The sequence below is a fragment of the Bradyrhizobium diazoefficiens genome, from assembly GCF_016612535.1.
In the GTDB taxonomy this organism is placed as follows: Bacteria; Pseudomonadota; Alphaproteobacteria; order Rhizobiales; family Xanthobacteraceae; genus Bradyrhizobium; species Bradyrhizobium diazoefficiens_C.
This window is the reverse complement of the sequence record NZ_JAENXS010000001.1, coordinates 750,924-777,904: the sequence shown is the minus strand read 5'-3', so window position 1 is coordinate 777,904 and position 26,981 is coordinate 750,924. Positions and strand designations below refer to the sequence as shown.

Sequence of the window (26,981 nt, the reverse complement as noted above, 5' to 3'; positions counted from 1 at the left end):
GAAAAGCACGCTGACTGAAAGCGTCACGAGGATGCCCGCGCTTCATGCGTTTCGAAGACATGTATCTCTCAATGCTCACGTGGCGTGGCACTCAAATGTGAGTTGCCAATGAGCAATCGACGCGCCTGCAGGGGTGTGGCTTTTGTCAACATTTTTCAAGCCTACAACGTAACGCAACGTGAGATTCAAGCTGTTTTTGTTGAGTCCCAGAACCTCATTCGATTTCTGCCGCGAGCGAGGTGCATGCTCCCGAAGTGCGATAGGAGGAATCTTCCTGTGACAGGCTCTCTTGCTGGCGAAATTCGCGACGGTCGGCATCAAATGCGCCTCCGCGTTTATTTCGAAGGCACCGACTCCGGCCAGATTGTTCATCACGCCATTTTTTTGCGCTTCATGGAACGCGGCAGAACAAATTGCTTGCGTTTGCTCGGAATGAATCAGCAGGAGCTCCTGAAAGAAGCGCGGAGAGATGTGCCGGGCTTTGCCTTCGTTGTCCGTTCAATGAGTATCGACTTTCTAAAGCCGGCAATCTTGGATGACCTGCTTGAGGTTATTACGGTTCCAGAAGACGTGAGGGGCGCGTCGATTATCCTGCTGCAAGAATGCAGGCGTGGAGACGATCTTTTAGTCACGGCCCGCGTGCGCGTCGTCTTTATCTCAGGCGGAAAGGCGCAACGTATCCCGAAGGCGCTGCGGCTCACCATGGAAGGGGCGTAGAAAAATCTACGATTGTTCACGCTGTCGCCCTCCAGCGCCCCAACGGAATCAAGCAGTTAATATCCTGCTGCGATATCGTCAAACCAGAGTTTTCCGGCATCGTCTATCACGCCAATTACCTGCGCTATATGGAACGTGGGCGCACCAATCATCTGCGGCTGATGGGCGCCGAGCAGCAGGCGCTGTTCGAACAGGCCGAGACGGAAGGCACCGGCTTTGCCTTCGTCGTGCGCTCGATGCATCTCGATTTCCTCAAGCCCGCGCGGATGGACGACGTGCTCGACGTCGTGACCTGGCCGGTCGCGGTGAAGGGCGCCTCCATCATGCTGGCGCAGCAGGTGCGGCGTGGCGAAGACGTGCTGGTCAAGGCCGAGGTACGCGTCGCCTTCATCAGCGGCGGCCGGGCGCAACCAATCCCGAAATCGATCCGCACGCTGATGAAGGCCGATCTGATTTCCTGATCGCCCGATAAGTGATCGGCCGGTAGGTAACGGCCTATCGACTCCGCCAACTGCAGCGATAGATTGCGGCCCCGACCAACCGATGAGGCCATGATGTCGCGCCCGCCGCTTCCGCCCTTCACCCGAGAGACCGCCGCGCAGAAAGCGCGCATGGCCGAGGACGCCTGGAATTCGCGCGATCCGGTGCGTGTCTCGTTCGCCTATACCGAGGACAGCCGCTGGCGTAACCGCTCTGAGGTATTTCAGGGACGCGAGGCGATCGTCGCATTCCTCACCCGCAAATGGGAGAAGGAGCAGGAGTACCGACTGATCAAGGACCTTTGGGCCTTCGACAACAATCGCATTGCGGTGCGCTTCCAGTACGAATGGCACGATGCGGGCAGCCAGTGGCATCGCTCCTACGGCAACGAGCAGTGGGAGTTCGACGAGTACGGCCTGATGCGGCGCCGTGAGGCCTCGATCAACGACATCGCGATCGCGGAGAAGGACCGTCGGTTTCACTGGCCGGCACCGGGGCCGCGCCCGGCCGATGTGGCGGGGCTGGGAACCGATCCGTTCTGAGGCGCTTCTTCTCCCTCTCCCCGTTCTTGCGAGGCGAGGTGAAATCACCGTCGCGCCAGAAACCTCGTAATCGCCCCACCCAGCCTGGCGCTGTCCAGCGGCTGTGCCAGCGAATCCCTGGCCGTCGCAACGACATCCTCCGGCGCCTTGCCGTCGCGCAGCTCGCAGCACACCTGCGCGAACGCCACATCGAACTCGGGATGCGGCTGCACGGTCAGCGTTGCGCCATTGGCGTAGAGCAGGCCGGCATGCGGCGTGAATTCGGACGAGAGGATCGTCAGCGCGTCGTTCGGAGCTTCGATCACTTGGTCCTGATGCGAGCAGGCGATGGCGACCGCTTCGCCGTCGACGACGCCGTTCTCCGGCAACACCTGATAGACGTGCCGGCCGATGCCCCAACCCTTCTCCGATTTGCGCACGGTGCCGCCCAGCGCCTGCGCGATCAGCTGATGGCCGAAGCAGATTCCGACCATCGGCGTCTTGTTGGCGTAAGCGGTCCGCACGAATTCTTCCAGCGGCGCGATCCAGTCGAGCCCGTCATAGACGCCGGCAGCAGCACCGGTGATCAGCACGGCCTCGAGCTTGCTCGGATCCGGCAACGCGTCGCCATTGGGAATGCTGACCACGTCGACCATGGCCGTCGGGTCCTCGGTGCGAACCATGCGCTCGAACATGTCCGGAAATGAGCCATGCTGCTCGCGATATTTTTGCGGAACCTGCCCGGTCTCGATGATGGTGATGCGTCCCATATGCCCCTCGGGTCAAAGGTTGCGAAGCTCAGTCGCTTCCCGCCCCATGTTGCTGGTGTGGCGGTGTGCGCTCCAGCAGCGCGCTCTCCTTGCGGATCTCGCCGAGAAAGGCTTTGGCCAGGCGCGACAGCGGCTCCGCTTCCGACCATAGCATGTAGGCGACCGCGCGGGTCGTCGGCGTGAACGGCCGGACGACGAGGCCGTGGCCGCCGTTCTGGCGCGGCGAGAAGGGATCGACCACGGCGGCGCCGACGCCGGCGGCGGCCAGCACGCAGGCGGTATTGCAATAGCGCACCTCGACTGTCGGCTGGAACGGCGCGCCGGCGCGGGCAAAACTGTCGCGCACGGCTTCGCCGAGCCGCGTGCCGCGCTCGAGCCCGATGAAGGGGAGGCCGGACAGATCCGCGGCCGAGATCACGGATCTGTCGGCGAGAGGATGCAGCGGCGGCAGCACGCAGACCATTTCGCCGGTGTGCACCACCTCATGCGCGATGCCGGGATGATGCGTCAGCCCGAGCGCGAAGCCGAGCTCTGCGACGCGGCTGAGCACGCCCTCGATGATGCCCTCATAGCGCCGGACGTCGAAGAACACGCGTGTCTCCGGACGACGGCGCAGGAAGCCCGACAGCGCGGTGGGGATGATGCTGTAGGCGAGCGGCGGCGTCGCCACGATCGCAAGATGCCCGCTGCGGTTCTCGCGCAGATCGCGCACGCGGCTCTCGAGCTTGGCGTGCAGCGCGAAGATCGCTTCGCTCTCCTTGTAGAGCGCCATCGCCTCCGCGGTCGGAAACAGCCGATTGTTGACCCGCTCGAACAGCGCAAAGCCCGCTTGCGCCTCCATCGTCTTCAGTGCGTTGCTGACCGCGGGCTGCGACAGTGCCAGCTCGTCCGCCGCCGCCACCGTAGTGCGATGGCGGATGACGGCACGCAGGATCTCGAGCTGGCGCAGGTTCATATCACTGCCGATTATACTCAGGACCAAAACATCATAGCACGATGAATTGCGTTTGCAGCCCTTCTTGCGCCTAATGGTTGCGGATTTGCATGCTGGATCAAAGGGTTCATTAGCCCATTGAGGCAGCACTGCGCACAGATTGGAGGCAATCTTGGTTCGTGTCCTGCGCGCCGCCGCCGCCCAGATGGGGCCGACGCAAAGAGCCGATACGCGTGAACATACCCTATCGCGGATGCTCGCCATGCTGGAGGAAGCGGCGAGCCGCGGCGCCAGCCTCGTGGTGTTCCCTGAGCTTGCCTTCACAACGTTCTTTCCGCGCTGGCTTCTCGAAGGCGATGCGCTCGACCACTATTTCGAGCACGGCATGCCGAATCCCGCCGTGACAAGGCTGTTCGATCGCGCGCGGGCGCTACGCGTCGGCTTCTATGTCGGCTATGCCGAGCAGACCGCCGAAGGCCGCCGCTACAATTGTGCGATCCTGGTCGATCGCGATGGCGAGATTCTCGGACGCTATCGCAAGGTGCATTTGCCGGGCTCGGTCGAGCCGAGGGAGGGTGCCCGCTACCAGCAGCTCGAGAAGCGCTATTTCGAATATGGCGATCTCGGCTTTCCCGCCTTCCGCGCCGGCTCGGCCTGGGCGCATGCAATCCTGGGTATGATGATCTGCAACGATCGCCGCTGGCCGGAATCCTGGCGGGTGCTCGGCCTGCAGGGCGTCGAGCTTGTCTGCATCGGCTACAATTCGGCCGCTTATGATCCCAATGGCGGCGCGACGGAGGACGGGGCGCTCCGCACCTTCCATTCGATGCTGGTGACGCAGGCCAATGCCTACATGAACGCGACCTGGGCGATCTCGGTGGCGAAGGCGGGCGAGGAGGATGGTTCTGGGCTGATCGGCGGTTCGTGCATCGTGGATCCCAATGGCCGCATCGTCGCGCAGGCCGCGACCCTGACCGACGAGGTGATCGTCGCCGACATCGATCTCGACCTCTGCCGCCAGGGCAAAGACAAGATGTTCAATTTCGCCGCCCACCGGCGGCCCGAGCAGTACCGTGTGATCACCGAACGCGCCGGCGTCATCGAGCCGGCCGTGCTCGACGCGGACTGACCATCTGGCATGGCGCTGGCAAAGGACAGCGCTGGTAAAGGACTGCACAGCAAAGGGTTGGCAAAGGAGCTGACATGACACGCCTCTCGCTTTCTCTCGGATTTGCAGCGTTCGCTGCCATCGCTTCCGCATCGACCGCCGAGCTCCCGGCGGAGATCAAGCAGGCGGGCGCGCTAAAACTCACAGTCAACTCGACCTACGCGCCGATGGAATATCGCGATCCCGCCAGCAACGAACTGGTCGGGCTCGATATCGACCTCGCCAACGAGCTCGCCAAGCGGCTCGGCGGTCTCAAGATCGTCTGGAGCGAGACGCCGTTCGCCGAACTGATCCCATCGCTCCAGACCAAGCGCGCGGATTTCATCATCTCCGGCATCTCCGATCGCGCGTCGCGGCGGGAGACCGCCGATTTCGTCGACTATCTCACGACGGGGCCGCAGTTCTTCGCGATGGCGGAGAGCGAGGCCAAGGCTGCGACCGATCTCTGCGGCAAAAAGGTCGGCACCACCCGCAGCACCAGCTTTCCGGTCGAAATCGAGAAATGGAGCAAGCAGAACTGCGAGCCGGCCGGCAAGCCGGCGATCCAGTACGTGCCGGGTGAGAACTCGATCGATGTCCGCAACCAGCTCAAGCAGGGCCGCATCGACGCCGCGGTCCAGGGCAGCGAGACCTTGCCCTATGCGCAGACGCAGGAGCCCGGCAAATACCGCGTAATCGGCGCGCAGTTGACCATCGGCTACCAGGGCATCATGTTCCGCAAGGATGATGCAGCCTTGCGCGAGGTCGTGACGGAGAAGTTGACCGCGATGATTGCGGACGGCTCGTACAAGGCCGTTCTCGACAAATGGGGCTTGGGTGCGAATGCGGTCACCCAGCCCCTGCTGAACGCGGCGCCGCAATGAGGCCAGTGCCGGCAGTCGCGAAGGGTTTTCCCGATCTGTCGGGGATGCGGATCGCGCGCGAGCCGCACTGGTTTCGCTGGCTCAGCGCGGCCCTGATCATCCTCGTGCTCGCCGCGATCGGGCGGGCCTTCGCCGGCGGCCAGATCGAATGGTCCTATGTCAGCCGCTTCCTGACCGTAAAGGTCATCCTCGAAGGCATCGTCAACACCATGGTGATGGCAGTGCTGGCGATGGCGCTCGGCATCCTCCTCGGCATCGTCGTTGCGATCATGCGGCTGTCGCCCAATCCGGTGCTGAAGACCGTTGCTGCCGGCTACACCTGGTTGTTCCGCGGCACGCCGCTGATCCTGCAATTGCTGCTGTGGTTCAATCTCGCACTGGTGTTTCCGACCATCGGCATCCCCGGCCTCTGGAGCGCACGCGCCGTTGACGTCATGACGCCGTTTCTCGCCGCGCTGCTCGGGCTCGGAATCAACCAGGGCGCCTATACGTCGGAAGTGATGCGTGCCGGCATGCTGTCGGTCGACATCGGGCAGTATGAGGCGGCGCAGGCGATCGGCATGGGTCGGCTGCGCGCGCTGCGCCGGATCATTCTGCCGCAGGCGATGCGTGTGGTGATTCCGCCGCTCGGCAACGAGTTCATCGGCATGGTGAAGGCGACCTCGCTCGCCAGCGTGATTCAATATCCGGAAGTGCTGCACAACGCGGAAAACATCTATTACGCCAATTCCCGCGTGATCGAGCTCTTGATCGTCGCCGGGCTCTGGTATCTGCTCGTGGTCTCGATCCTGACCCCGCTTCAGATGCTGCTCGAACGCCGCTTCGCGCGTGGCACCATCCAGTTCGCCAGATGACAAAGCCCCTCGTTGCGATCCGCTCCGTCAGCAAAAATTTTGGAGAGTTCCAGGCTCTCAAAAGCATCTCGCTCGACGTCTGGCCCGGCGAGGTGATGTGTCTGATCGGTGCCTCCGGTTCGGGCAAGACCACGCTGCTCCGCTGCATCAACCAGCTCTCCGTCATCGATAGCGGCGGCATCTGGCTCGACGGCGAGCTCTTGGGTGTGCGGGAGCAAAGCGGACGACTGCATCGCCTCACCGAGCGCGAGATCGGGCGGCAGCGGCTGAAGACCGGCATGGTGTTCCAGCGCTTCAACCTGTTTCCGCACAAGACGGCGCTCGAGAACATCATCGAAGGCCCGCTTCAGGTGCAGGGCCGCAAATCCGACCAAGTGTGCGCCGAGGCGCACGAGTTGCTCCGTCGCGTTGGACTTGCAGCCAAGGCCGACTCGTATCCCGCGCAACTCTCCGGTGGTCAGCAGCAGCGCGTTGCGATTGCGCGCGCGCTCGCGATGAAGCCGATGCTGATGCTGTTTGACGAGCCGACCAGTGCGCTCGATCCCGAGCTCGTCGGCGAGGTGCTCGCCGTCATGAAGGAGCTGGCGAAGAGCGGCATGACCATGATGGTCGTGACGCACGAGCTCGGCTTCGCGCGCGAGGTCGCCGACCGCGTCGTTTACATGGACCAGGGTGCGATCGTCGAGCAGGGGCGCGCGTCCGACGTGCTGGGCGCGCCGCGCGAGGAGCGCACCAAGGCATTTCTTTCGGCTGTGATCTGAAGATGGGGGCGTGTCGATGAAGAGAGTTTTGGTTGCGGCGGCGCTGTTCGGTGCCATGACTGTTTCGACTCTAAGTGTTCAGGCTTGGGCTATCGAGCTGCCGCCGGAGATCAGCAAGCGCGGCAGCATCAAGGTGGCGCTGGTGCCGAACTATCCGCCGATGGAGTTCCGCGATCCCGCCACCAACGCGCTGTCCGGCTTCGACATCGATCTTGGCGATGCGATCGGCCGCAAGCTCGGCCTCAAGATCGAATGGCAGGAGACGAGCTTTGACCAGTTCATGCCGTCGATTGCGACCGGCCGTGTCGATGCGATCCTGTCAGGCTTCTCCGACTATGCCAGCCGGCACGAGACTGCGTCTTTCGTCGATTATTTGCGCAGTGGTCCGCGCTTTTTCGTGCAGCAGTCCCGCGCGACCGAGTTCAACGACATGGCCTCCCTCTGCGGCAAGAAGGTCGGCGCCAGCCGCCGCACCAAGTTTCCGGCCGAGATCGCGGCGTGGAGCGAGAAGCATTGCGCCAGTAGTCCGATTGTCTTTGTCGGCACGGACGGTTCGGCGGACGCCCGCACCCAGCTCAAGCAGGGCCGTATCGATGCCGCCGTCCAGGGCAACGAGACGCTGCCTTACATCATGGATCTCGAGCCCGGTGCGTACACACCGGTCGGCGGCGCCATCTCGTCCCAGTTCACGGGCATTGCCCTGCCGGTCAAGGAAAAGGCGCTTGCGCAGGCCATGCTGGAAGCGGTCGACGCGCTGATCGCCGACGGCATCTACAAGACGCTGCTCGCCAAGTGGAAACTGACTGACAACGCAATCGAAAAGGCGACTATCAATGCTGGACAGTAAGGCCCTCCAGAGCATCCCGCTCACCCCAGCCAATAGCGCGGACCCCGCGCCGGAATACCCGTGGCCCAAGCCGTACAAATCGGCGATGTTCCTCTCCTTCGACGTCGACGCGGAGAGCGCATGGACCAGCAAGGACGCGGTACATGCGCAGCGGCTCATCACCATGAGCTATGGCGGCTATGAGGCGCGGGTCGGCACGCCGAAACTGCTGGAGCTGCTCGACCAGCTCGATCTCAAGGCGACGTTCTTCGTTACGGGGTGGTCGGTCGATGCGCATCCGGCGATGGCCGAATCCATCCTCAAAGCCGGCCACGAGATCGGCCACCACGGCTATCACCATCTGCTGCCCGATCCCGGCGATCCCTGGATCGAGGAGGAGCTGGAGCGCGGCTTCGAGGCGCTGAAGCGCCGGCTGGGCGTGAAGCCGACCGGCTACCGCGCGCCCTACGGCGAGTTCACTGAGGAACTGCGTGTGTCGCTGGTGCGTCACGGGATCGTCTACACGTCCTCGTTCCGCGACGACGTCAGGCCCTATCGCCATCGCCTTGCCGACGGCAAGCCCGGCACAATCGAGTTGCCGGTGACGGCGAGCTATGACGACTGGATGCACGGTCTCTCGGCACGTTTCAGTCCGCGATCGATCTTCCCCAAGGAGCACGTGCTCTCGATCTGGAAGGACGAGCTCGACGAGACCAGGGACTGGGGCGCCATGGTGACGACCGTGCTGCATCCGCAATGCAGCGGCCGTCCGATGCGGCTGCGTCTGCTGCGCGAGTTTCTGACCTACGCGAAATCGTGCCCGGACGTCTGGATCACAACCGGCGAGAAGATCGCGGCCAACTTCCTGCGCCACGAGGCCGGCAACCGCTGAGCAGTGTCATGACCCGTATCCTCGTCATCAACCCCAACTCCTCCGCCTCGGTGACGCGGGCGATCGACGACGCGGTCGCACCGTTGCGGATCGCCGGTGGGCCGGAGATCGAGGTGATCGGTCTTGCCGAGGGACCGCCGAGCATCAGCTCGCAGCGCGATGCCGACAGTGTCGTCATGCCGCTGGTGAGCCGTGTCGCGCGCGACAACGCGGATGCCTTCGTGCTCGCCTGCTTCAGCGATCCCGGCCTGCATGCGGTGCGTGAGGCAACGGGCGGTCGCCCGGTGCTGGGCATCGCCGAATGCGGCATCTTTCGCGCGCTGATGCTCGGCGAACGTTTTGGCATCATCGCGCTGTCGCCGTCGAGTATCCGCCGCCAGCAGCGCATGGCGCGGGTGATGGGCGTCGACAGCCGCTATGCCGGTAGTTGGTCGGTCGGTGCAAGCGCGGCGGAGACGGTAGGTGCCGATATCCGCGGGCGGCTGATCGAAGCCGGTCGCGCGCTGGTCACGCAATGCCGCGCTGATGTCGTGGTCATGGGCTGCGCCGGCATGGCCTCGCATCGTGCGGCGATTGCGGATGCGATCGGCGTCCCCGTGATCGAACCGGCGCAGCAGGCGGTTGCGGCTGCGATTGGCGCGGTCTTGTTGAATACGTAAGATCCTTCAGGAGCCTCTTCTAATGCCTATCTCCCGCCGCTCGCTCCTCAAGGCCGCCGCAGCGATGCCGGCGCTGTCTTTCCCGGGCATCGTACGCGCCGAGTCCCAGACCACGCTGCGCTTCATTCCCGTCATCGACCTCGCCTTTGTCGATCCCATCTATTCGACCGCGCAGGTGTCGCGAAACCATGGCTTCATGGTCTACGACACGCTCTATGGCATGAGCTCCTCGCTCCAGGTCTCGCCGCAGATGCTGTCGGGCCACGCCATCTCCGGCGATGGGCTGCAATGGGACCTCAGCCTGCGTGACGGCCTGTTCTGGCACGACGGCGAGCGCGTGCTGGCCCGCGACTGCGTCGCCAGCATCCGCCGCTGGGCCGCGCGCGACGGCTTTGGCGGCGAGCTGATGGCCGCGACGGATGAACTCTCGGCCGCGGACGATCGCACCATCCGCTTCCGCCTCAAGCGTCGGTTCCCGCTGTTGCCGCAGGCGCTCGGCAAGGCCGCGATCAATGCCTGCTTCATGATGCCGGAGCGGCTGGCGAGCCAGGATCCGTTCAAGCCTCTCACCGAAGTCATCGGCAGCGGCCCGTTCCGCTATCTCGCCGACGAGCGCGTGCAGGGCGCCCGCAATGCCTACGCCAAATTCGACCGCTACCAGCCGCGCGCCGACGGCAAGCCGGATTGGACGGCGGGGCCTAAGATCGTGCACTACGACCGCGTGGTCTGGACCACCACGCCCGATGCCGGCACCGGCGTCGCGGCGCTCCAGACTGGCGAGCAGGACTGGCAGGAGACCACGCCGCACGATCTATTGCCGATCATCAAGGCCGCAGGCGACATCGAGACGCGAATCCTCGATCCCCGCGGCTACGCGTGCATGCTGCGCCTCAATCATCTCCAGCCGCCGTTCGACAATCCCGCCGTCCGCCGCGCGCTGTTGGGCGCGATCGACCAGTCCGCGTTCATGACTGCGGTTGCCGGCACCGATCCGGCCTTCCAGGTGTCGCCGATCGGCTACTTCGCGCCGGGAACGCCGATGGCGAGCGAAGTCGGGCTCGACGTCTTCCGCGGCCCGCGCGACTACGCCAAGGCGAAGGCCGATTTGAAAGCGGCAGGCTACAATGGCGAGAAGATCGTGCTGCTCGTTCCCACCAACTCGCTCGCGCAGAAGCCGCTCGGCGAGATTGCTGTCGACAGTTTGCGCAAGGCCGGCATGAACGTCGAATATGCCGGACTCGATTTCGCCGTCGTGTTGCAGCGCCAGCTCAAGAAGGACCCGATCGGGCAGGGCGGCTGGAGTGCCGCGGTCGGTAACTGGCAGGGCATCGACTGGCTCAACCCGGCCGGCAATACCAACATCCGCGGCGAGGGCAAGGTCGCCGGCTGGTATGCGAGCGAGAAAATGGGGCCCTTGCGCAGCCAGTGGCTGGCGGCCTCCGAGCTCGCCGAGCAGCAGCGCATCTGCCGCGAGATCCAAGCGGTGGCGTTCGAGGAAATCCCCTATATTCCGATCGGCCTGTACAAGCAGCCGACCGCCTATCGCAAGGCCATCGCCGGCATTCTCGACGGCACCGCCGTCTTCTGGAACGTACGCCCCGCATGAGCACGACAGCAATTTTCGGCAGCTATGTGCTGTCGCGGAAAGACGGCACGCAGGACGTGCTGCGCGACCATTGGGTTCTGGTCGAAGGCAAGACAATCGCCGCGATCACGCGCGACAAGCCGCGCGCGGACGAGGTGCATGACCGTCCCGGCCGCTTCGTTCTGCCGGGCCTGCTGAACCTGCACAATCACTGCTTCTCTGAAGCCGTGGCGCGCAGCCACACCGAGGACGGCAACGGCCGCCGCAACAACCAGAGCATCGTCTATACGGTGCTGCTGCCGCTCACCAAGCGCGGCGCCGATCTGCTGTCGGCGGAAGAGCGCATGGCGGTGGCGCGGCTCGGCATCCTGCAACTCCTGAAGGGCGGCGCCACCACGGTGATGGAGCCGTTCCGGAACTCGATCCCGGAGATGTTCGACGCTGCTGAGGAGATGGGCATCCGCTTCTACGGCGCGCCGTATCTGTTCTCCACCTCCGATGCCAAAGCCGGTGCCGACGGCGTGGTCCACTATGCCGGCGACGATGGCGCCGCCGACATGGCGACGTGGGATGCGCTCTATCAGAGCTGGAACAACCGTGGCGACGGTCGCATCGGTCTCGCCATGAGCCCGCATGCGACCGACACTTGCAGCCCCGATTTGCTCAAGGCTTGCGCCGCACGAGCGCGAGAGCTTGGCGTGCCCATTACAACGCACATGGCGCAGAGCCGCGCCGAGGTCGAAACCATCGGCAAGCGCTATGGCGGCCGCACCCCGGCGCAGTATTTGGACTGGCTCGGCCTGCTCGCGCCGGACCTGATGGCGGCGCATTGCATGTTCAGCTCAGACGATGATCTCAAGCTGATGGCCGCGCGCGGCATGACCGTGCTGAACTGTCCGCGCGTGTTCGCGCGTGCCGGCGTCACCGCCGCGTTCAGCCGCTTCGCCGAGCATCGCGTCCGCACCGTCGTCGGCACCGACGGCTACAACATGGACCTGCTCGGCGAGCTCAACGCCGCTTCGCTGATCTCCAAGATCACCTCGCAGCGCACAGATGTTGCCAATTCGCCCGAGCTGATTGAGGCTAACACGGCGGTGGCCGCCGACGTCATCAAGCGGCCGGATCTCGGCCGGATCGAGCCGGGCGCGACCGCTGATCTCACTGTTGTCGATCTCACCCATCCGCATCTCCAGCCGCTGTTCGATCCGCGCCGCGCGCTGATCGCGCTCGCCAACCGCGCCAATATCGATCAGGTCATGGTCGACGGCCGCATGCTGGTCGATGCCGGCCGTTATCTCGGTGCAGACGAGGCGGCGATCATTGCAGCCGGCACTGCTGCGATCGGCAAGATCTGGGACCTGCCGGAGGCGCAGGCCGCGTTCAACGGCTAGCTGTCGAATTCGGCGAGCGACTTGCGCATGGTCTCGACCAGATCGAGCGCCACCGGCGAGGGGCTGCGCTGTGCCGGAAACACCGCGGAGAACTCGAAGTCGATGCGCGGCAGGAAGCGGCGCACGACGACGCCGCGGGTGGAGAACTCCTGCGCGGTGAAGGGATCGCAGATCGCAACCCCAAGTCCCGACGAAACCATGCCGCACATGATCTCCGATAGCGCGGTCTCCACCCGCAGCACGCGGCGGACATCATGACGGTGGAAGATCTGGTCGACGAGGTGCCGGCTCGACGATCCCGCCGACAGCGAGATGAAGGTCTCACCCTCGAAATCGTGCGGCTCCAAAACTTGCTTTTCCGCGAGGCGGTGGCCTGTCGGCAGCACCGCGACGCGCGCGGGCGCTGGCAACTTCTGGCTCGGCAGGCCGGAATGCGCGATCGGCACCTCCGCAAAGCCGACGTCGCATTGATTGTTCAGTACCCAATCGACCACGATCGGCGAGATCACGCCGAAAAACGCAAGGTTGAGGTTCGGCCGTTGCTTCAGAAAATGTCCGGTGAGCCGCGGCAGATAGCCGTTCGACAGCGCCGGCAGCGCTGCGATCCGCAGCGAGCCTGTGCGGCGGCCGCGGATTTCTTCGGCTGCCGCGGTGATGCGTTCGAGACCGACGAACGAACGCTCCACCTCGGTATAGAGCGCCATTGCCGCGGCAGTCGGCACCAAGCCGGTACCGCGCCGCTCGAACAGCTCCATCTTCAGCAGCGCCTGGAGGTCGCGCAACAGCCGGCTGACCGCCGGCTGCGTCACGGTCATCAGCGCCGCCGCCTCGGTGACGCTGCCGGTCAGCATCGTCGCGCGGAAGGCCTCCACCTGCCGCGAATTGATCCGCGCCATCTTGGTTTCCATTCATAACATTTCGGCATGCAAATGGTGCCATTATTCATTGGACGATGGAAGCCGAGGTTTGCGATCTTTTTCATCAGAGCTGGAGACAGCCCGCTTTCTTGGCAGATTGGAGGGCTTAGACCTCCAAATCGCAGCAAATCCGCGGAGCAGGGGCCGGAGCCCTGCTTGGCGGGATAGGTGCGGAAGGAAATGCGGCAACGCGCTTTGGCTAACGAGGCTTGTCGGCACGTCACCTCATCCCGGTATTGGAGATCGGACCACATGAAGACTCTCAGCCTTCTGACCGCGGTCAGCATCGCGGCGCTCATCGCCGTCCCGGCTTCGGCCCAGCAAAAGACGCTCTATGTCGCCGGCTATGGCGGATCGTTCGAGAAGACCATCCGCGACGAGGTGATCCCGATCTTCGAGAAGGAAAATGGCGTCAAGGTCGAATACGTCGCCGGCAACTCCACCGATACGCTGGCAAAGCTCCAGGCGCAGAAGGGCAACCAGCAGATCGACGTCGCCATCGTCGACGACGGTCCAATGTACCAGGCGATCCAGCTCGGCTTTTGCGGCAAGCTCGACGGCCTGCCGGCCGCCGATCTTTACGACACCGCCCGCTTCAAGGACGATCGCGCGGTCGCGATCGGCATCGTCGCCACTGGCCTGATGTACAACACCAAGGTGTTTGCGGAGAAAGGCTGGGCGCCGCCGACCTCGTGGAACGATCTGAAGGACACGAAATACGCAAAGCAGCTCGTCATCCCGCCGATCAACAACACCTATGGCCTCGAAGCGTTGGTGATGCTGTCGAAGATGAACGGCGGCGGCGAGTCCAATGTCGATTCCGGCTTCAAGATCTTCAAGGAGCAGATCAATCCGAACGTGCTCGCCTATGAGCCGTCGCCGGGCAAGATGACCGAGCTGTTCCAGTCCGGCCAGGCCGTGATCGCGGTCTGGGGAACGGGCCGTGTGCAGAGCTTTGCCAATACCGGTTTCCCTGTCGACTTCGTCTATCCGAAGGAAGGTGCGGCAACACTGCTGACGACGGCCTGCCCGATCGCCAAGCCGAATGCCTCGCCGCTCGCGTCAACCTTTGTCAAGATGTTGCTCGACCCGAAGATTCAGCTCGTGCTGCTGAAGGATTACGGCTACGGCCCGGTGCTGAAATCGGTCGTGGTGCCGCCGGGGCTCGGCAAGATGGCCCCGATCGGCGAGCGCGCGGCAAAGCTCTACAATCCGGACTGGACGGTCATCAACGACAAGCGCGAGGAGTGGACCAAGCGCTGGAATCGCGAGGTCGAGCGCTGATCTGATCGTTCGCAGCGGAGAGAGAGCCATGGTCTATCTCGAGCTCGATCGGGTCGCCAAAGAGTTCGGTGCGCAGACCGTGGTCGACGACTTCAGCCTGTCGGTGGGGAAGGGGGAGTTCATCTCCTTCCTCGGCCCCTCCGGCTGCGGCAAGACCACGACCCTCCAGATGATCGCGGGCTTCCTCGATCCCACACGCGGCGCGATCCGCCTCGAGGACAAGGACCTCGCCGCGATCCATCCGGCCAAGCGCGGGCTCGGCATCGTGTTCCAGAGCTACGCGCTGTTTCCCCACATGACGGCGGCGGAAAACGTTGCGTTCGGCTTGGAGATGCGGAGCGTGCCGCGCGCGGAGCGGGCCGAGCGGGTCCGCGCCACGCTCGCGATGGTCGGCCTCGCCGGTTACGAGGATCGCCATCCGCGCCGCATGTCCGGCGGCCAGCAGCAGCGCGTGGCGCTGGCGCGCGCGCTGGTGATCAAGCCGAGCGTGCTCCTGCTTGACGAGCCGCTGTCCAACCTCGACGCAAAATTGCGCGAAGAAATGCAGATCGAGCTGCGCCAGATCCAGCGCGCCATCGGCACCACCACGATCCTGGTCACCCACGACCAGAACGAGGCGATGTCGCTGTCCGACCGCATCGTGGTGATGAGCCAGGGCAAGATCGAGCAGATCGGCACGCCGCAGGAGACCTATGAGAAGCCGGCCTCGGCTTTCGTCTCGCAGTTCCTCGGCAAGACCAACGATTTTGCCGCGACCATTGATCGGACCGTCACGCCGGCAAGGGTGGTCGCAGGCTCATGGAGCACGCCGGCGCCGGCCGGCCTCAACGGAACCGTGACCGTCAGCATTCGCCCCGAGCGGATAGGATTTGGCGACGCGGGTCTCGCTGCGAAAATCGTCACGCGCATCTTCCAGGGCAATCACTGGCTGTTCCAGTGTGACAGCGAATGCGGTCCGGCAATCGTGATCCGTCAGAATGACGGCCAGGCGCAGCCGGCCGAAGGCGAGGCCGTCCACCTCGCCTGGCGTCCAGAGGACATGAGTGTGCGCGGCGGAGCTTCTGCATGAGCACGGTCGCCGAGGAACGTAACGCGCGCGCGCCATGGGCGCTGACGGCGCCTGCCTTGATGCTGTTCGTCGGCGTGCTGTTGATTCCACTGGCGATGACCGTGATGCTGTCGTTCCACGACTGGGGCCAGTACAAGGGCATCGAGCCGGTCTTCATCCTCAAGAACTGGAAGGAGATCGCGACCGATCCCTATTACGCCGAAATGTTCTGGCGGACGTTTCGCATTGCGATCCTGACGACGCTGCTCACCGCCGCCCTTGGCGCGCCGGAAGCCTATATCCTCAACCGCATGGGCGGTCGCTGGAAGAGCATTTTCCTGCTCGTGATCCTCGGGCCGCTGCTGATCTCCGTGGTCGCGCGCACGCTCGGCTGGGCGCTTTTGTTTGGCGGCAACAACGGCCTCGTCAACAAGCTGCTGATGTCGGCCGGTCTGATCCGCTTCCCCATCCCCTTCATGTTCACCGAGACCGGCATGGTGGTTGCGCTCGCGCATGTGATGATGCCGTTCATGGTGCTGTCGGTGTGGGCGGCGCTGCAACGCCTCGATCCGCAGATCGAGAACGCCGCAATGTCGCTTGGCGCCGGCCCAATCACGATCATCCGCCGCATCATCATGCCGCAGATCATGCCGGGCGTGCTATCGGGCGCGATCATCGTGTTCTCGCTCTCGGCCAGCGCCTTTGCGACGCCCGCGATCATCGGTGGACGCCGGCTCAAGGTCGCGGCGACGCTTGCCTATGATGAATTCCTCAACACGTTGAACTGGCCGCTGGGTGCGGCGGTCGCGACGTTGCTGCTTTTGGCGCTGGTGCTGATCGTCGTCGGCAGCAACGCGCTGATCGAACGCCGTTACGCCGAGGTGTTCCGATGAGACGGAACGGCCCGCTGGCGCTGATCTTCCACACCGTCTTCGTCACCGTCATGGTGGCGCCGATCCTGGTGGTCTGCCTCGTCGCCTTCACGCCCGAAGGCTTTCTGTCGCTGCCGACCAACGGTTTCTCGCTGCGCTGGTTCAAGGCCATCGCGCAATATCCGGAATTCATTCATGCCTTCTGGATCAGCTTGGGGCTCGGTGCGCTCTCGTCCTTCGTGGCGCTGTTGTTCGCGGTGCCGGCGGCGCTTGCGATTGCGCGCTACCGCTTCCGCGGCCGAGATGCGCTTGCGGCACTGTTCCTGTCGCCGCTGATGATCCCGCACGTCGTGCTCGGCATCGCCTTCCTGCGTTTCTTCACCTCGGCTGGCCTCGGCGGCAGCTTCCTGGCGCTGATCATCGCGCATGTCATCATCGTGTTTCCGTTCGCGCTGCGGCTGACGCTGGCGGCGGCGACCGGCATGGATCTTTCAGTCGAGATGGCCGCGGTTTCGCTCGGCGCCGGCGGCTGGACGCTGTTTCGCCGCGTGACCTTGCCGCTGATCCTGCCGGGCGTCATCAGCGGCTGGGCGCTCGCCTTCATCCAGTCCTTTGACGATCTCACCATGACCGTCTTCCTCGCGGCACCCGGCACCGAGACGTTGCCGGTGCGCATGTTCCTCTACATCCAGGACAACATCGATCCGCTGGTGACGTCGGTCTCGGCCTGCGTGATCGCTGTTACCATGACCGCCCTCATTTTGCTCGACCGCTTCTACGGGCTCGACCGTGTGCTTGCCGGCAAGGGCGATACGGGACGATAGGAGAATTCATGCGAACAGATTACGACGTCGCCGTCGTCGGCGGCGGACTGCTCGGCTCCGCCATTGCCTGGGGCCTTGGCCGGCTCGGCAAGCGCGTCGCCGTGCTCGACGAGGGCGACATCACCAAGCGTGCCTCGCGCGCGAATTTTGCGCTGGTCTGGGTGCAGAGCAAGGGGCTCGGCATGCCGGCCTATACGGTCTGGACCGTGCAGGCGTCCCAAGCGTGGGGCCGGCTTGCGTCCGAGCTGAAGCAACAGACGGGACTTGACGTCGCGCTTCAGCAGAATGGCGGCTTCCATCTGACGCTCGGCGAGGACGAATTCGGCCAGCGCACCGAACTCGTCAAGCGCATGCATAATCAAGCCGGCGCGGCCGACTACAACATGGAGATGCTGTCCGCATCCGACGTGAAGAAGTCGCTGCCGCTGATCGGCCCGGAAGTGTCCGGCGGCAGCTATTGTCCGCTCGACGGCCACGTCAATTCGCTGCGCACCTTTCGCGCGTTCCACACCGGCTTCCAGGCATTCGGGATCGACTATTTCCCGGAGCGGCCGGTCTCGGCGATCAGCAAGAGCGGCGGCGAATTCCGTTTGACCACGCCAAAGGGCGAGCTTCGCGCTGCCAAAATCGTGCTCGCCGCCGGCAATGCCAACCAGACGCTGGCGCCAGTGGTCGGCCTCTCAGCGCCGATGGGCCCGACCCGCGGCCAGATCGTGGTGACCGAGCGCACCATGCCGTTCCTGCCGCATCCGCTGACCACGATTCGCCAGACCGACGAGGGCACCGTGATGATCGGCGACAGCAAGGAGGACGAGCTCGACGATCGCACGCTGAAGCATTCGATCAGCGCCGTGATGACCGATCGCGCCCAGCGGATGTTCCCGCATCTGGCTCGGCTCAACGTGGTCAGGAGCTGGGCCGGCATCCGCGTCATGCCGCAGGACGGTTTTCCAATCTACGACCAGTCGGAGACCCATCCCGGCGCCTTCGTCGCCTGCTGCCATTCCGGCGTGACGCTCGCTTCGAACCACGCCTTCGAGATCGCGCGCATGGTGGCGCAGGGCGCGCTCGAGCCGGAGCTGGTCGGCGCGTTCTCCGCGAGCCGCTTTGGCGGCGCGGGATCAGCGAACAACAGCGGTTACTAGAAATACTGAAGGAGCCAAGAGGCATCCCATGTTTAGACGATCCGAACAGGACAAGCGATCGCAGGTCCAAATCTTCGTCGACGGCGTTGCCGTTGCGGCGCGCCAGGGCGACACCGTCTCCGCGGCGCTACTGGCCTCCGGTGAAGACGCGCGTCGCTCCACCGCGGTGAGCGGCGCGCCGCGGTTGCCCTATTGCATGATGGGCGTGTGCTTCGACTGCCTCGTCACCATCGACGGTGTCGGCAACCGCCAGGGCTGCCTCGTGCCGGTTGTCGAGGGTATGCAAATCGAGATCCAAAAGGGCAAGCGGGAGGTCGGAAAATGACCATGGCTCCCCAGCGCGAAGAATACGATGTCGTGGTGATCGGCGCCGGGCCGGCAGGCCTCGCCGCCGCCGCAACCTCCGCCGAAGCTGGTCTCACGACGCTGCTGCTCGACGAGAACATCGGCCCCGGTGGACAGGTGTTTCGCGCGATTTCTTCGACACCCGTGACCGAGCGCAGCCAGCTTGGCGCCGACTATTGGGTCGGAGCCGATCTCGTGCAGTCGCTCCGCGCCAGCAACGCCGAGGTCATTCATCTCGCCACGGTCTGGAGCCTCGATCGCAATCTCGACATCGCCGTCTCCATCGGCGGCGCCTCGGCCTTCGTCAAGGCCAAGCGCGTGATCCTCGCGACCGGAGCGCTGGAGCGGCCGTTTCCGATTCCCGGCTGGACATTGCCGGGCGTGATGACGGCGGGCGCGGCGCAGATCATGCTGAAATCGTCGGCGCTGGTCCCGGATGGCCGCACCGTGATCGCGGGGCAGGGGCCGTTGCTCTGGCTGCTTGCTGCGCAGATCCTGCGGCTCGGCGGCCGCATCGACCGTATCCTCGACACCACCGAGCGCGGCAACTATTTCGCCGCGCTGCCGCACGCCTTCTCCTTCCTGACCTCGCCCTATTTCACCAAGGGCCTGTCGATGATGCGCGAGGTGAAGGCGAAGGTGCAGGTTGTCTCCGGCGTCACCGAACTTGCGGCGTCCGGCGACGGCCAGCTCGCGAGCGTCAGCTATGTCTCGGGCGGCAAGCGCGAGGCCATTCCCGCCGATCTCCTGCTGCTGCATCAGGGCGTCGTCCCTAACGTCAATCTGGCGATGTCGGCTGGTGTCGAGCACGGCTGGGACGATCTGCAATTGTGCTGGTCGCCAGTGCTCGATGCCAGCGGCAACTCGTCGGTCGCCGGCATTGCGATCGCCGGCGACGGCGCCGGCATCGGTGGCGCAAATGCAGCGGTGGTGCGCGGCCGCATCGCGGCGTGTGCGGCGCTGGAGGCACTGGCGCCAGCAGCCGCTGCGAAGCTTCCCGCGATGGCCACATTGCGGGCGGATCTCGCCAAGGCCGAGCGAGGTCGCACCTTCCTCGACACGTTGTTCCGCCCCGCGCCGCAATTCCGTATCCCCTCGGGCGACACCGTCGTCTGCCGCTGTGAGGAAGTGACGGCCAAGGACGTCCTCGACTCCGTCGCGATCGGCGCGACGGGGCCCAACCAGCTCAAGGCCTATCGCCGCACCGGCATGGGTCCGTGCCAAGGCCGGCTCTGCGGCCTTACCGTCACCGAGCTGATGGCACAGGCGCGCGGCAAGACCCCGCAGGAGATCGGCTATTACCGGCTGCGCGCGCCGGTCAAGCCGATCACCTTGGCCGAGCTCGCCGCCGTTCCGAAGAGCGAGGCCGACGTCAAGGCGGTGGTGCGCGGATGACGAAAAATGTGGATGCAATCGTCGTCGGCGGCGGCATCCACGGATGCTCGACCGTGTTGCATCTGTGTCTCGCCGGCCTGAAGCCGGTGCTGATCGAGAAGGACTATGCCGGCCGGCACGCTTCGGGAGTCAACGCTGGCGGCGTGCGCCAGCTGGCGCGGCACATTCCCGAAATCCCGCTGTCGATCCGCTCGATGGGGATCTGGGAAAAGATCAAGGATCTCGTCGACGACGATTGCAGTTTCGAAAGCTACGGCCAGGTGCTGGTCGCGGAGAATGAGGAGGAGCTCGCGGTCTGCCGTGCACGTGTGGCCGAGCTCAACGCGCTCGGCTTCACCCATGAGGAGCTGATCGACGGAGCCGAGTTGCGGCGGCTGGTGCCCGCCGTGGCCGAGACCTGTCCCGGCGGTGTGGTCTCGCGCCGCGACGGCGCCGCCAATCCGGCGCAGACGACGACCGCGTTCCGGCGCAAGGCCGAGCGGCTCGGGGCGACCGTGCGCGAGGGCGTGGCGGCCAGCAATATCCGGTGCAGCGATGGCCTCTGGCACGTCGATGTCGGCGCCGAGAGTTTCGCTGCGCCGGTGCTGGTCAATGCTGCCGGTGCCTGGGCCGGGAACATTGCCGCCGCCCTCGGCGAGCCCGTTCCGGTCGAGACCGTGGCGCCGATGCTGATGATCACCTCGCGCGTGCCGCATTTCATCGACCCCGTCGTGATCCTGCGCGGCCGAAAACTCTCCTTCAAGCAATTCAAGAACGGCACCGTGCTGATCGGCGGCGGTCATCTGGCGACGCCCTATCAGGACCGCAACGAGACGGTGCTGGACTGGAAGAGCCTTGCGATCAGCGCGCGCACCGTGTTCGAGCTGTTTCCTGTTATGCGCGATGCGACGATCATGCGCGCCTGGGCCGGCATCGAAGCGAAGATGAAGGACGACATTCCCGTGCTCGGGCCGAGCAGCCGCCACAAGGGGCTCTATCACCAGTTCGGCTTCTCGCTGCACGGCTTTCAGCTCGGCCCCGGCGCCGGCGCCGTGATGGCGGAGCTGATCGTCAACGGGGGCACCCAGACCCGCGTCGGGGATCTCGGCATCGACCGCTTCCATCCTTCCACGCTCTAACGAGAGAACATCATGAGCATCACCCGCAGCATCCGTACGCCCATCATGCATCGCGCCGTCGAAGCCAACGGCTTCGTCTTCGTCGGCGGAACCATCGCCGATGACACCTCCGTCTCGATGGGCGACCAGACCCGCAATATCCTCGGCAAGATCGCCGGCTATCTGAAGGAAGCCGGAACCGACAAGTCGCGTGTCGTCAGCGCTTCGATCTTCGTCACGGATCTCCCCAAGAAGAAGGAGATGGACGCGGCCTGGATCGAGTTCTTCGGTGACAATTTGCCGACCGCGCCACCGTCGGCGTCGCTGATCTCGGCGGCGGCGCGCTGATCGAGGTGGTCGTCACCGCGCTCAAGGGCTGATGCGGCGGGCCGACGGGGACGTCAGCGCTCCCAGCACGTGGCGACAATTCTTCAAAAACCCGACGCCCTGCCCCAGCGCGTCGGGTGGAAAGAATGAGTATCAATCGGTGATCCCAACGCCGTTGTTGTGACGCGTGCCTCACCAATTGACTATTCCGGGAAACTACCGCATCGGAACCGGGCCGCGCCTGCTCCGCGGCTCGGCTTTACGCGCTGCCGCCAGGCTCCAGCGCCTCGCCCATCTCCAGCGGATGCGCCATGGTCTCGTGCAGCGCGTCGCGATCGAGCTCGCCCTCGGAGATGCTGATGACGACGCAGGCGACGCCGTTGCCGATCAGGTTGGTCAGCGCGCGGCATTCGCTCATGAACTTGTCGATGCCGACCAGGATCGCAATCGACTGGATCGGGATGTCAGGCACGATCGAGAGCGTGGCGGCGAGTGTGATGAAGCCGGCACCGGTGACGCCGGACGCGCCCTTCGAGGTGATCATGGCGATGCCCAAAATGCCGAGCTCCTGCCAGATGGTCAGGTGCGTATTGGTCGCCTGCGCCAGGAATAGCGTCGCCAGCGTCATATAGATGTTGGTGCCGTCGAGGTTGAAGCTGTAGCCGGTCGGGATGACGAGGCCGACCACCGAGCGCGAGGCGCCGAGATGCTCCATCTTCTGGATCATCTGCGGCAGCACCGTCTCCGACGACGAGGTGCCGAGCACGATCAGGAGCTCGTCCTTGATATAGGCGATGAAGCGCAGGATCGAGAAGCCGGCCAGCCGCGCGATCGAGCCCAGCACGATCAGCACGAACAGGATGCTGGTGAGATAGAACGTGCCGATCAGCGCGGCGAGGTTGAGCAGCGAGCCGAGGCCATAGGCGCCGACGGTGAATGCCATCGCGCCGAAGGCGCCGATCGGTGCCACGCGCACGATGATGCGGATGATGCCGAAGAACATCTTTGCGGCCTTGTCGATCGCCTCCGCGATCGGCTCGCCGGCCTTGCCGAGGAAAGCGATGGCGAAGCCGGAGAGGATCGAGACCAACAGCACTTGCAAAAGATCGCCACGCGCGATCGCGCCGACATAGCTGTCGGGAATGATCGCCATGAGATGGGCAACGATGCCGTCTTGGTGGGCCTTGGTAACATAGGTCGCTACCGATTTCGGATCGATTGTCGCGGGATCGATGTTGAAGCCGTGCCCCGGCTGGAGCACCTCGCCGACCAGCAGGCCGATCGCGAGCGCGACGGTCGAGACCGTCTCGAAATAGATCAGCGATTTCAGCCCGACCCGGCCGACGCGCTTGAGGTCGCCCATCGAGGAGATCCCGTGCACCACGGTGCAGAAGATCACCGGTGCGATCATCATCTTGATCAGCGCGATGAAGCCGTCGCCGAGCGGCTTCAGAGCCTTGCCGAGGTCCGGATAGAAATAGCCGATGAGCACCCCGAGCGCGATCGCAATCAGCACCTGGACATAGAGGATCTTGTACCAGGGCTGGTGCCGGCGGTGAATGGCTGGCTGGATCGCAATCTGTGTCATAGTGTGGGCCCCGGAACGCATTGATCTTGCATGATTTACATCATGTGATGATCGCCGCATAAGCAACAATCACGTTTTTGTCGGATCGCACGAAGATCAGCCGCTGCACCGCAAATGGGGGGAACATGTCGACCGCAACGGGCACGGACGAGCAGGCGCAAGACCGTCTTTCGCAAGGCTATTTTCCGCATTGGAAGCTCAAGACCTCGGGCGTGATCATGCCGGAGGAGCGGCTGTCATGGGGGCAGACCATTGTCTCCGGTCTCCAGCATTGCGTTGCAATGTCGGGGTCGACGATCATCGCACCGCTGCTGATGGGGTTCGATCCCAATGTTGCAGTCCTGTTCTCCGGCATCGGCACGCTGATCTTCTTCGTCATCGTCGCGGGGCGCGTGCCAAGCTATCTCGGTTCGAGCTTCGCATTCATCGCCGTCGTCCTCGCCGCCACCGGCTATGCCGGACATGGGCCGAACCCGAACCTGTCGGTTGCACTCGGCGGTATCGTCGGAGCCGGGGTGCTGTACGGCCTGATTGCGCTGATTGTGATGTGGTCGGGAGTCGGCTGGGTCGAGCGGCTGCTGCCGCCGACCGTCACCGGCGCCGTGGTTGCCGCGATCGGCCTCAACCTCGCGCCCGTGGCGGTCAAGGCGGTGAGCGTCGGCGCGTTCGACACCTGGATCGGGCTCGCCACCGTCTTGATCATCGGCGTGGTTGCCGTGGCCGCCCCGGGCCTGTGGCGCCGCCTGCCGATCATCCTTGGCGCGATCGGCGGATATCTTTTGGACCTGCTGTTCGCGAACGGCCTCGGCTTCGGCAAGCCGATCGACTTCGCGCAACTCTCGGCCGCGCCATGGCTGGGCCTGCCGCACTTTGCTGCGCCGACCTTTCATGCCGATGCAATTGTCCTGATCGCGCCGGTTGCAATCATTCTCGTCGCCGAGAACCTCGGTCACATCAAGGCCGTCGGCGCCATGACGGGCCGGAGCCTCGACGGCTATCTCGGCCGGGCCTTGTTCGCCGACAGCCTCGCGACGATCGTGGCGGCGTGCGGCGGCGGCACCGGCGTCACCACCTATGCCGAGAACATCGGCGTCATGGCGGCGACGAAGGTCTATTCGACTTTGCTGTTCGCGTTCGCGGCCACGGTGTCGATCCTGCTCGGCTTCTCGCCGAAATTCGGCGCCCTCATCCTGTCGATCCCCGGTCCCGTCATCGGCGGCCTCTCGATCGTGCTGTTCGGCTTGATCGCGGCGATGGCGGGCCGGATCTGGGTCGAGAACAAGGTCGACTTCGCCAATCCGGCCAACCTGATCACGGTCGCCGTCGCGCTAACCGCCGGTGCCGGCGATCTCACCCTCAAATTCGGCGTGTTCACGATCGGCGGGATCGGCACCGCAACCTTCGGCGCCATCATCCTTTATCAGATCCTGACCTCGCCGCTCGCGCGCAGCGCGGAGTGAATCCCGGCAATCCGCTGGGAAGATGGAACCAAACATTGGTTCCATCGATGATGATGCATTCCGGAGAAAGCAGATGCCACAAACTGATCGCCCGACCGCATTTCCGTCTCGTCTCGTCGGCCAATACGCGCTGGTGACAGGCGCCTCACAGGGTATCGGCCGGGCCGTCGCCATTCGGTTCGCCCAGGAAGGTGCGGCGGTGGCGATCAATTATTTCGGTCATCCCGAGAAGGCCGAGGAGACGCTTGCGCTGGCGCGAACCGCATCGGGTGATCGCGGCCACGGCAAGCCTGATCATGTCATCGTCAAGGCGGACGTCGGCAGCGAACAGGAGATCGCCGCGATGTTCGAGACGATCCTGGCGCGCTGGAAGCGCCTCGATTGTCTCGTCAACAATGCCGGCTTCCAGCGGGAATCGCCGAGCGAGGCGCTCGACATCGAAACCTATCGCCGCATCATCGACGTCAATCTCAACGGCGCCGTGATCTGTGCGCAGAAGGCGCTCGCGCATTTCGTCGCGCGCGGCGGAGGCGGCAGCATCATCAATTGCTCCAGCGTCCACCAGATCATTCCGAAGCCCGGTTATCTCGCCTATTCGATCAGCAAGGGCGGCATGGCCAACCTGACGCGCACGCTGGCGCTGGAATTCGCCGGCCACGGCATTCGCGTCAATGCGGTCGGACCAGGCGCCATCGACACGCCGATCAACGCAGCCTGGACCGGTGACGCCGAGAAGCGCGGCGTCGTCACCAGCCACATTCCGCTCGGCCGCGTCGGCACGCCGGAAGAGATCGCGGCTGTGTTCGCCTTCCTGGCCTCGGATGATGCCAGCTACATCACCGGGCAGACCATCTATGCCTGCGGCGGCCTGACGCTGTTCCCCGAATTCCGCGAGAACTGGGCGAGCTAAGACGGCGCTGACGATCTTCCGGTGCAGATCAACCTTCGGCAGGCCGGTCGAATCCGGCAATCAGTTTGATCAAGTCACTCTGTCGTGCCGTGCCGGTCTTGCGAAAGAGGTTGTGGAGATGCGTCTTGACGGTTGCCTGCGACGATCCCAGCATATCGGCCAGGGCGCGTACACCGCTGACTTTCGCGATGCCGTCGAGCACGCGGATTTCACTCGCCGTGAGCCCGTACAGTTTTGCCAGCGCTTCCAGCAGCGGCGGGCTGGCCGGCGATGTCCTGCGAACGAACACTGCCGCAACCGCGGAGTGCACCGCGCCGGCCCGCTGGCGGTCGCCTGATGTCAGTGGCAAGACATGCGCGAACCAGCGGCGAGCCGGTGCATCCGAAAGCGGTATTGCCGCGCCATGGCTCCCGCCCGCCACGTCTCCGCTCTCGGCGGCCGCGAGCAAGTCGCGGAGCACGCGCTGCGCCTCGGGTGCGACAGCCGCCAACGTGCCCCGCCGCTCGCGCAGCAGTGTGCCCTCGTCGAGCATCGTGCGCCCCAACTCATTGACGAGGACGACCCGGCCGTTCAATCCCACCAGGAAGATAGCAGCCTCGACGTTGTCGAGCGTTTCGGTCAGAACCGCCTGCGCCGTCTTGCGCTGATCGAACAACCTGCCTATCGCGACCGCGCGCTGAAAATGCGGCACGATCAGCGCCGCTCTTCGTCTCACCGCGTCGTCGACGCCGCCGTGCGCCTCCTCCCTGCGGATATTGAGCACGGAGGAACTTGTCGCGCTCTTTTCCAGGTTGACGCAGATTACGTCGGTGATGCCCTGCGGTTCGACCCATTCCCTGTGGAAACGCGTATCGAGGAGCTCCGCTTCGGGAACGATATCGGTCGGCGTGTAGATCAATCCGGGTTCGACAAAGGTTGCCGCCGGGAATACCGGGTTCATCGGCATGTATTTCTCGAAATAGAGCCGCGTGTAGTGCGGGTCGTCGTTGAACAAATGCAGTGCGGCCGAACTTTCGCTGGCGATATCGTGCCAATAGAGCACGGACGAAGAGCCACCGACGAAATGGCACGAGTGTTCCAGCGCCCGCATCCACAAGGTCGGATCAAGTGCGGCGTCGTAGATGTCGCCGATCAGCTCTGAGAGCATCGAGGTCTCAGAGGTCACGGCCAACCCAAATCGTATCGAACCTGCATTCGCAATATTCTCGGCATTTGCGCCTGACTGTAATCGCGTAACACGCGACCGCAAACCATCCGCGCGAATATTGCAAAATACTTCCACAATTCAAAGAGACGAGATCGTGAGAATCAGATCGCTCGGCTCCTCGTTATTTGCCGCTTCTTTGGG

At 64.2% G+C, this 26,981-nt stretch carries 27 protein-coding genes and 1 pseudogene; 23 read left to right on the top strand and 5 right to left on the bottom strand.

Annotation, left to right across the window (positions count from 1 at the left end):
* Positions 1-276 precede the first annotated feature (276 nt).
* The 3 genes from JJE66_RS03655 to JJE66_RS03645 all read left to right on the top strand — a co-directional run bounded on the left by JJE66_RS03655 (position 277) and on the right by JJE66_RS03645 (position 1,739).
* Positions 277-717, top strand: coding sequence for a YbgC/FadM family acyl-CoA thioesterase (locus JJE66_RS03655; protein WP_200512748.1), 441 nt, complete (start codon positions 277-279; stop codon positions 715-717).
* A 47-nt stretch (positions 718-764) separates the two neighbouring features.
* Complete coding sequence (locus JJE66_RS03650; RefSeq protein WP_200515261.1) at positions 765-1,178, top strand: thioesterase family protein; 414 nt, start codon at positions 765-767, stop codon at positions 1,176-1,178.
* Between the two features lie 93 nt (positions 1,179-1,271).
* Positions 1,272-1,739, top strand: a complete 468-nt coding sequence (locus tag JJE66_RS03645; RefSeq protein ID WP_200515260.1) for a nuclear transport factor 2 family protein — start codon at positions 1,272-1,274, stop codon at positions 1,737-1,739.
* Positions 1,740-1,783: 44 nt separating this feature from the next.
* On the opposite strand, the gene JJE66_RS03640 is transcribed toward JJE66_RS03645, so the two are convergent.
* Both JJE66_RS03640 and JJE66_RS03635 read right to left on the bottom strand, forming a co-directional pair.
* On the bottom strand, positions 1,784-2,488 hold the full coding sequence (locus JJE66_RS03640; RefSeq protein ID WP_200512747.1) for a type 1 glutamine amidotransferase: 705 nt from the start codon (positions 2,486-2,488) through the stop codon (positions 1,784-1,786).
* A gap of 28 nt (positions 2,489-2,516) precedes the next feature.
* Entirely contained in the window at positions 2,517-3,443 is a 927-nt protein-coding gene (locus tag JJE66_RS03635) for a LysR family transcriptional regulator (protein ID WP_200512746.1), read from the bottom strand.
* A 151-nt stretch (positions 3,444-3,594) separates the two neighbouring features.
* On the opposite strand from JJE66_RS03635, the gene JJE66_RS03630 reads away from it, so the two are divergent.
* From JJE66_RS03630 to JJE66_RS03590, 9 genes are all read left to right on the top strand, one after another.
* On the top strand, positions 3,595-4,551 hold the full coding sequence (locus JJE66_RS03630; RefSeq protein ID WP_200512745.1) for an N-carbamoyl-D-amino-acid hydrolase: 957 nt from the start codon (positions 3,595-3,597) through the stop codon (positions 4,549-4,551).
* 74 nt (positions 4,552-4,625) lie between these two features.
* A complete protein-coding gene (locus JJE66_RS03625) occupies positions 4,626-5,453 on the top strand; it encodes an ABC transporter substrate-binding protein (RefSeq protein ID WP_200512744.1) in 828 nt (275 codons plus the stop codon).
* A complete protein-coding gene (locus JJE66_RS03620; protein ID WP_200512743.1) occupies positions 5,450-6,307 on the top strand; it encodes an amino acid ABC transporter permease in 858 nt (285 codons plus the stop codon). Before JJE66_RS03625 ends, JJE66_RS03620 begins: the two co-directional genes overlap by 4 nt.
* On the top strand, positions 6,304-7,068 hold the full coding sequence (locus tag JJE66_RS03615; RefSeq protein ID WP_200512742.1) for an amino acid ABC transporter ATP-binding protein: 765 nt from the start codon (positions 6,304-6,306) through the stop codon (positions 7,066-7,068). Before JJE66_RS03620 ends, JJE66_RS03615 begins: the two co-directional genes overlap by 4 nt.
* Positions 7,069-7,084: 16 nt before the next feature.
* Complete coding sequence (locus tag JJE66_RS03610; protein ID WP_200512741.1) at positions 7,085-7,915, top strand: ABC transporter substrate-binding protein; 831 nt, start codon at positions 7,085-7,087, stop codon at positions 7,913-7,915.
* Positions 7,902-8,786 (top strand): polysaccharide deacetylase, encoded by an 885-nt coding sequence (locus tag JJE66_RS03605; protein WP_200512740.1) that lies wholly within the window; start codon positions 7,902-7,904, stop codon positions 8,784-8,786. Before JJE66_RS03610 ends, JJE66_RS03605 begins: the two co-directional genes overlap by 14 nt.
* A gap of 8 nt (positions 8,787-8,794) precedes the next feature.
* Positions 8,795-9,445, top strand: coding sequence for an aspartate/glutamate racemase family protein (locus tag JJE66_RS03600; protein WP_200512739.1), 651 nt, complete (start codon positions 8,795-8,797; stop codon positions 9,443-9,445).
* A 22-nt stretch (positions 9,446-9,467) separates the two neighbouring features.
* The gene (locus JJE66_RS03595) at positions 9,468-11,051 is read left to right on the top strand and encodes an ABC transporter substrate-binding protein (RefSeq protein ID WP_200512738.1); all 1,584 of its coding nucleotides are present in this window, start codon (positions 9,468-9,470) and stop codon (positions 11,049-11,051) included.
* Positions 11,048-12,421 carry an amidohydrolase family protein gene (locus JJE66_RS03590; protein WP_200512737.1) on the top strand — a complete coding sequence of 458 codons (1,374 nt, stop codon included), beginning with the start codon at positions 11,048-11,050 and terminating at the stop codon, positions 12,419-12,421. The genes JJE66_RS03595 and JJE66_RS03590 overlap by 4 nt, the downstream gene beginning before the upstream one ends.
* Here the strand turns inward: JJE66_RS03590 and JJE66_RS03585 are convergent.
* Positions 12,418-13,317, bottom strand: coding sequence for a LysR substrate-binding domain-containing protein (locus JJE66_RS03585; RefSeq protein ID WP_200512736.1), 900 nt, complete (start codon positions 13,315-13,317; stop codon positions 12,418-12,420). The two genes, JJE66_RS03590 and JJE66_RS03585, sit on opposite strands and share 4 nt — an antisense overlap.
* A 273-nt stretch (positions 13,318-13,590) precedes the next feature.
* Between JJE66_RS03585 and JJE66_RS03580 the strand changes: the two genes are divergently transcribed.
* From JJE66_RS03580 to JJE66_RS03540, 9 genes and pseudogenes are all read left to right on the top strand, one after another.
* Entirely contained in the window at positions 13,591-14,622 is a 1,032-nt protein-coding gene (locus JJE66_RS03580; RefSeq protein ID WP_200512735.1) for an ABC transporter substrate-binding protein, read from the top strand.
* A gap of 28 nt (positions 14,623-14,650) precedes the next feature.
* Positions 14,651-15,691: an ABC transporter ATP-binding protein gene (locus tag JJE66_RS03575; protein ID WP_200512734.1), complete on the top strand. Its 1,041-nt coding sequence runs from the start codon at positions 14,651-14,653 to the stop codon at positions 15,689-15,691.
* On the top strand, positions 15,688-16,563 hold the full coding sequence (locus JJE66_RS03570; RefSeq protein WP_200512733.1) for an ABC transporter permease: 876 nt from the start codon (positions 15,688-15,690) through the stop codon (positions 16,561-16,563). Before JJE66_RS03575 ends, JJE66_RS03570 begins: the two co-directional genes overlap by 4 nt.
* Positions 16,560-17,366, top strand: a complete 807-nt coding sequence (locus tag JJE66_RS03565) for an ABC transporter permease (protein ID WP_200512732.1) — start codon at positions 16,560-16,562, stop codon at positions 17,364-17,366. The genes JJE66_RS03570 and JJE66_RS03565 overlap by 4 nt, the downstream gene beginning before the upstream one ends.
* A gap of 8 nt (positions 17,367-17,374) precedes the next feature.
* Positions 17,375-18,511 carry an FAD-binding oxidoreductase gene (locus JJE66_RS03560; RefSeq protein ID WP_200512731.1) on the top strand — a complete coding sequence of 379 codons (1,137 nt, stop codon included), beginning with the start codon at positions 17,375-17,377 and terminating at the stop codon, positions 18,509-18,511.
* Positions 18,512-18,539: 28 nt separating this feature from the next.
* Positions 18,540-18,836: a (2Fe-2S)-binding protein gene (locus JJE66_RS03555; RefSeq protein WP_200512730.1), complete on the top strand. Its 297-nt coding sequence runs from the start codon at positions 18,540-18,542 to the stop codon at positions 18,834-18,836.
* Positions 18,833-20,251 (top strand): NAD(P)/FAD-dependent oxidoreductase, encoded by a 1,419-nt coding sequence (locus JJE66_RS03550; RefSeq protein WP_200512729.1) that lies wholly within the window; start codon positions 18,833-18,835, stop codon positions 20,249-20,251. The genes JJE66_RS03555 and JJE66_RS03550 overlap by 4 nt, the downstream gene beginning before the upstream one ends.
* Positions 20,248-21,369, top strand: a complete 1,122-nt coding sequence (locus JJE66_RS03545) for an FAD-binding oxidoreductase (protein ID WP_200512728.1) — start codon at positions 20,248-20,250, stop codon at positions 21,367-21,369. Before JJE66_RS03550 ends, JJE66_RS03545 begins: the two co-directional genes overlap by 4 nt.
* 12 nt (positions 21,370-21,381) lie before the next feature.
* Positions 21,382-21,728: pseudogene (locus tag JJE66_RS03540) on the top strand (RidA family protein).
* 206 nt (positions 21,729-21,934) lie between these two features.
* On the opposite strand, the gene JJE66_RS03535 reads toward JJE66_RS03540, so the two are convergent.
* Positions 21,935-23,263: a dicarboxylate/amino acid:cation symporter gene (locus JJE66_RS03535; protein ID WP_200512727.1), complete on the bottom strand. Its 1,329-nt coding sequence runs from the start codon at positions 23,261-23,263 to the stop codon at positions 21,935-21,937.
* A 125-nt stretch (positions 23,264-23,388) separates the two neighbouring features.
* On the opposite strand from JJE66_RS03535, the gene JJE66_RS03530 reads away from it, so the two are divergent.
* Positions 23,389-24,723 (top strand): solute carrier family 23 protein, encoded by a 1,335-nt coding sequence (locus JJE66_RS03530; protein ID WP_200512726.1) that lies wholly within the window; start codon positions 23,389-23,391, stop codon positions 24,721-24,723.
* 73 nt (positions 24,724-24,796) lie between these two features.
* Positions 24,797-25,633, top strand: coding sequence for an SDR family oxidoreductase (locus JJE66_RS03525; protein WP_200512725.1), 837 nt, complete (start codon positions 24,797-24,799; stop codon positions 25,631-25,633).
* A 28-nt stretch (positions 25,634-25,661) separates the two neighbouring features.
* Here the strand turns inward: JJE66_RS03525 and JJE66_RS03520 are convergent, their stop codons facing one another.
* The gene (locus tag JJE66_RS03520) at positions 25,662-26,780 is read right to left on the bottom strand and encodes a LuxR C-terminal-related transcriptional regulator (protein WP_200512724.1); all 1,119 of its coding nucleotides are present in this window, start codon (positions 26,778-26,780) and stop codon (positions 25,662-25,664) included.
* Between the last annotated feature and the right edge of the window lie 201 nt (positions 26,781-26,981).

Excerpts from the sequence above, each read along its gene's own strand:
- JJE66_RS03590 (WP_200512737.1), top strand. The coding sequence starts at position 11,048 with ATGAGCACGACAGCAATTTTCGGCAGCTATGTGCTGTCGCGGAAAGAC.
- JJE66_RS03530 (WP_200512726.1), top strand. The coding sequence starts at position 23,389 with ATGTCGACCGCAACGGGCACGGACGAGCAGGCGCAAGACCGTCTTTCG.
- JJE66_RS03585 (WP_200512736.1), bottom strand. The coding sequence starts at position 13,317 with ATGGCGCGGATCAATTCGCGGCAGGTGGAGGCCTTCCGCGCGACGATG.
- JJE66_RS03575 (WP_200512734.1), top strand. The coding sequence starts at position 14,651 with ATGGTCTATCTCGAGCTCGATCGGGTCGCCAAAGAGTTCGGTGCGCAG.
- JJE66_RS03580 (WP_200512735.1), top strand. The coding sequence starts at position 13,591 with ATGAAGACTCTCAGCCTTCTGACCGCGGTCAGCATCGCGGCGCTCATC.
- JJE66_RS03565 (WP_200512732.1), top strand. The coding sequence starts at position 16,560 with ATGAGACGGAACGGCCCGCTGGCGCTGATCTTCCACACCGTCTTCGTC.
- JJE66_RS03550 (WP_200512729.1), top strand. The coding sequence starts at position 18,833 with ATGACCATGGCTCCCCAGCGCGAAGAATACGATGTCGTGGTGATCGGC.
- JJE66_RS03595 (WP_200512738.1), top strand. The coding sequence starts at position 9,468 with ATGCCTATCTCCCGCCGCTCGCTCCTCAAGGCCGCCGCAGCGATGCCG.
- JJE66_RS03645 (WP_200515260.1), top strand. The coding sequence starts at position 1,272 with ATGTCGCGCCCGCCGCTTCCGCCCTTCACCCGAGAGACCGCCGCGCAG.
- JJE66_RS03625 (WP_200512744.1), top strand. The coding sequence starts at position 4,626 with ATGACACGCCTCTCGCTTTCTCTCGGATTTGCAGCGTTCGCTGCCATC.
- JJE66_RS03535 (WP_200512727.1), bottom strand. The coding sequence starts at position 23,263 with ATGACACAGATTGCGATCCAGCCAGCCATTCACCGCCGGCACCAGCCC.
- JJE66_RS03525 (WP_200512725.1), top strand. The coding sequence starts at position 24,797 with ATGCCACAAACTGATCGCCCGACCGCATTTCCGTCTCGTCTCGTCGGC.
- JJE66_RS03635 (WP_200512746.1), bottom strand. The coding sequence starts at position 3,443 with ATGAACCTGCGCCAGCTCGAGATCCTGCGTGCCGTCATCCGCCATCGC.
- JJE66_RS03560 (WP_200512731.1), top strand. The coding sequence starts at position 17,375 with ATGCGAACAGATTACGACGTCGCCGTCGTCGGCGGCGGACTGCTCGGC.
- JJE66_RS03600 (WP_200512739.1), top strand. The coding sequence starts at position 8,795 with ATGACCCGTATCCTCGTCATCAACCCCAACTCCTCCGCCTCGGTGACG.
- JJE66_RS03620 (WP_200512743.1), top strand. The coding sequence starts at position 5,450 with ATGAGGCCAGTGCCGGCAGTCGCGAAGGGTTTTCCCGATCTGTCGGGG.
- JJE66_RS03520 (WP_200512724.1), bottom strand. The coding sequence starts at position 26,780 with ATGCTCTCAGAGCTGATCGGCGACATCTACGACGCCGCACTTGATCCG.
- JJE66_RS03570 (WP_200512733.1), top strand. The coding sequence starts at position 15,688 with ATGAGCACGGTCGCCGAGGAACGTAACGCGCGCGCGCCATGGGCGCTG.
- JJE66_RS03640 (WP_200512747.1), bottom strand. The coding sequence starts at position 2,488 with ATGGGACGCATCACCATCATCGAGACCGGGCAGGTTCCGCAAAAATAT.
- JJE66_RS03545 (WP_200512728.1), top strand. The coding sequence starts at position 20,248 with ATGACGAAAAATGTGGATGCAATCGTCGTCGGCGGCGGCATCCACGGA.
- JJE66_RS03610 (WP_200512741.1), top strand. The coding sequence starts at position 7,085 with ATGAAGAGAGTTTTGGTTGCGGCGGCGCTGTTCGGTGCCATGACTGTT.
- JJE66_RS03555 (WP_200512730.1), top strand. The coding sequence starts at position 18,540 with ATGTTTAGACGATCCGAACAGGACAAGCGATCGCAGGTCCAAATCTTC.
- JJE66_RS03605 (WP_200512740.1), top strand. The coding sequence starts at position 7,902 with ATGCTGGACAGTAAGGCCCTCCAGAGCATCCCGCTCACCCCAGCCAAT.
- JJE66_RS03615 (WP_200512742.1), top strand. The coding sequence starts at position 6,304 with ATGACAAAGCCCCTCGTTGCGATCCGCTCCGTCAGCAAAAATTTTGGA.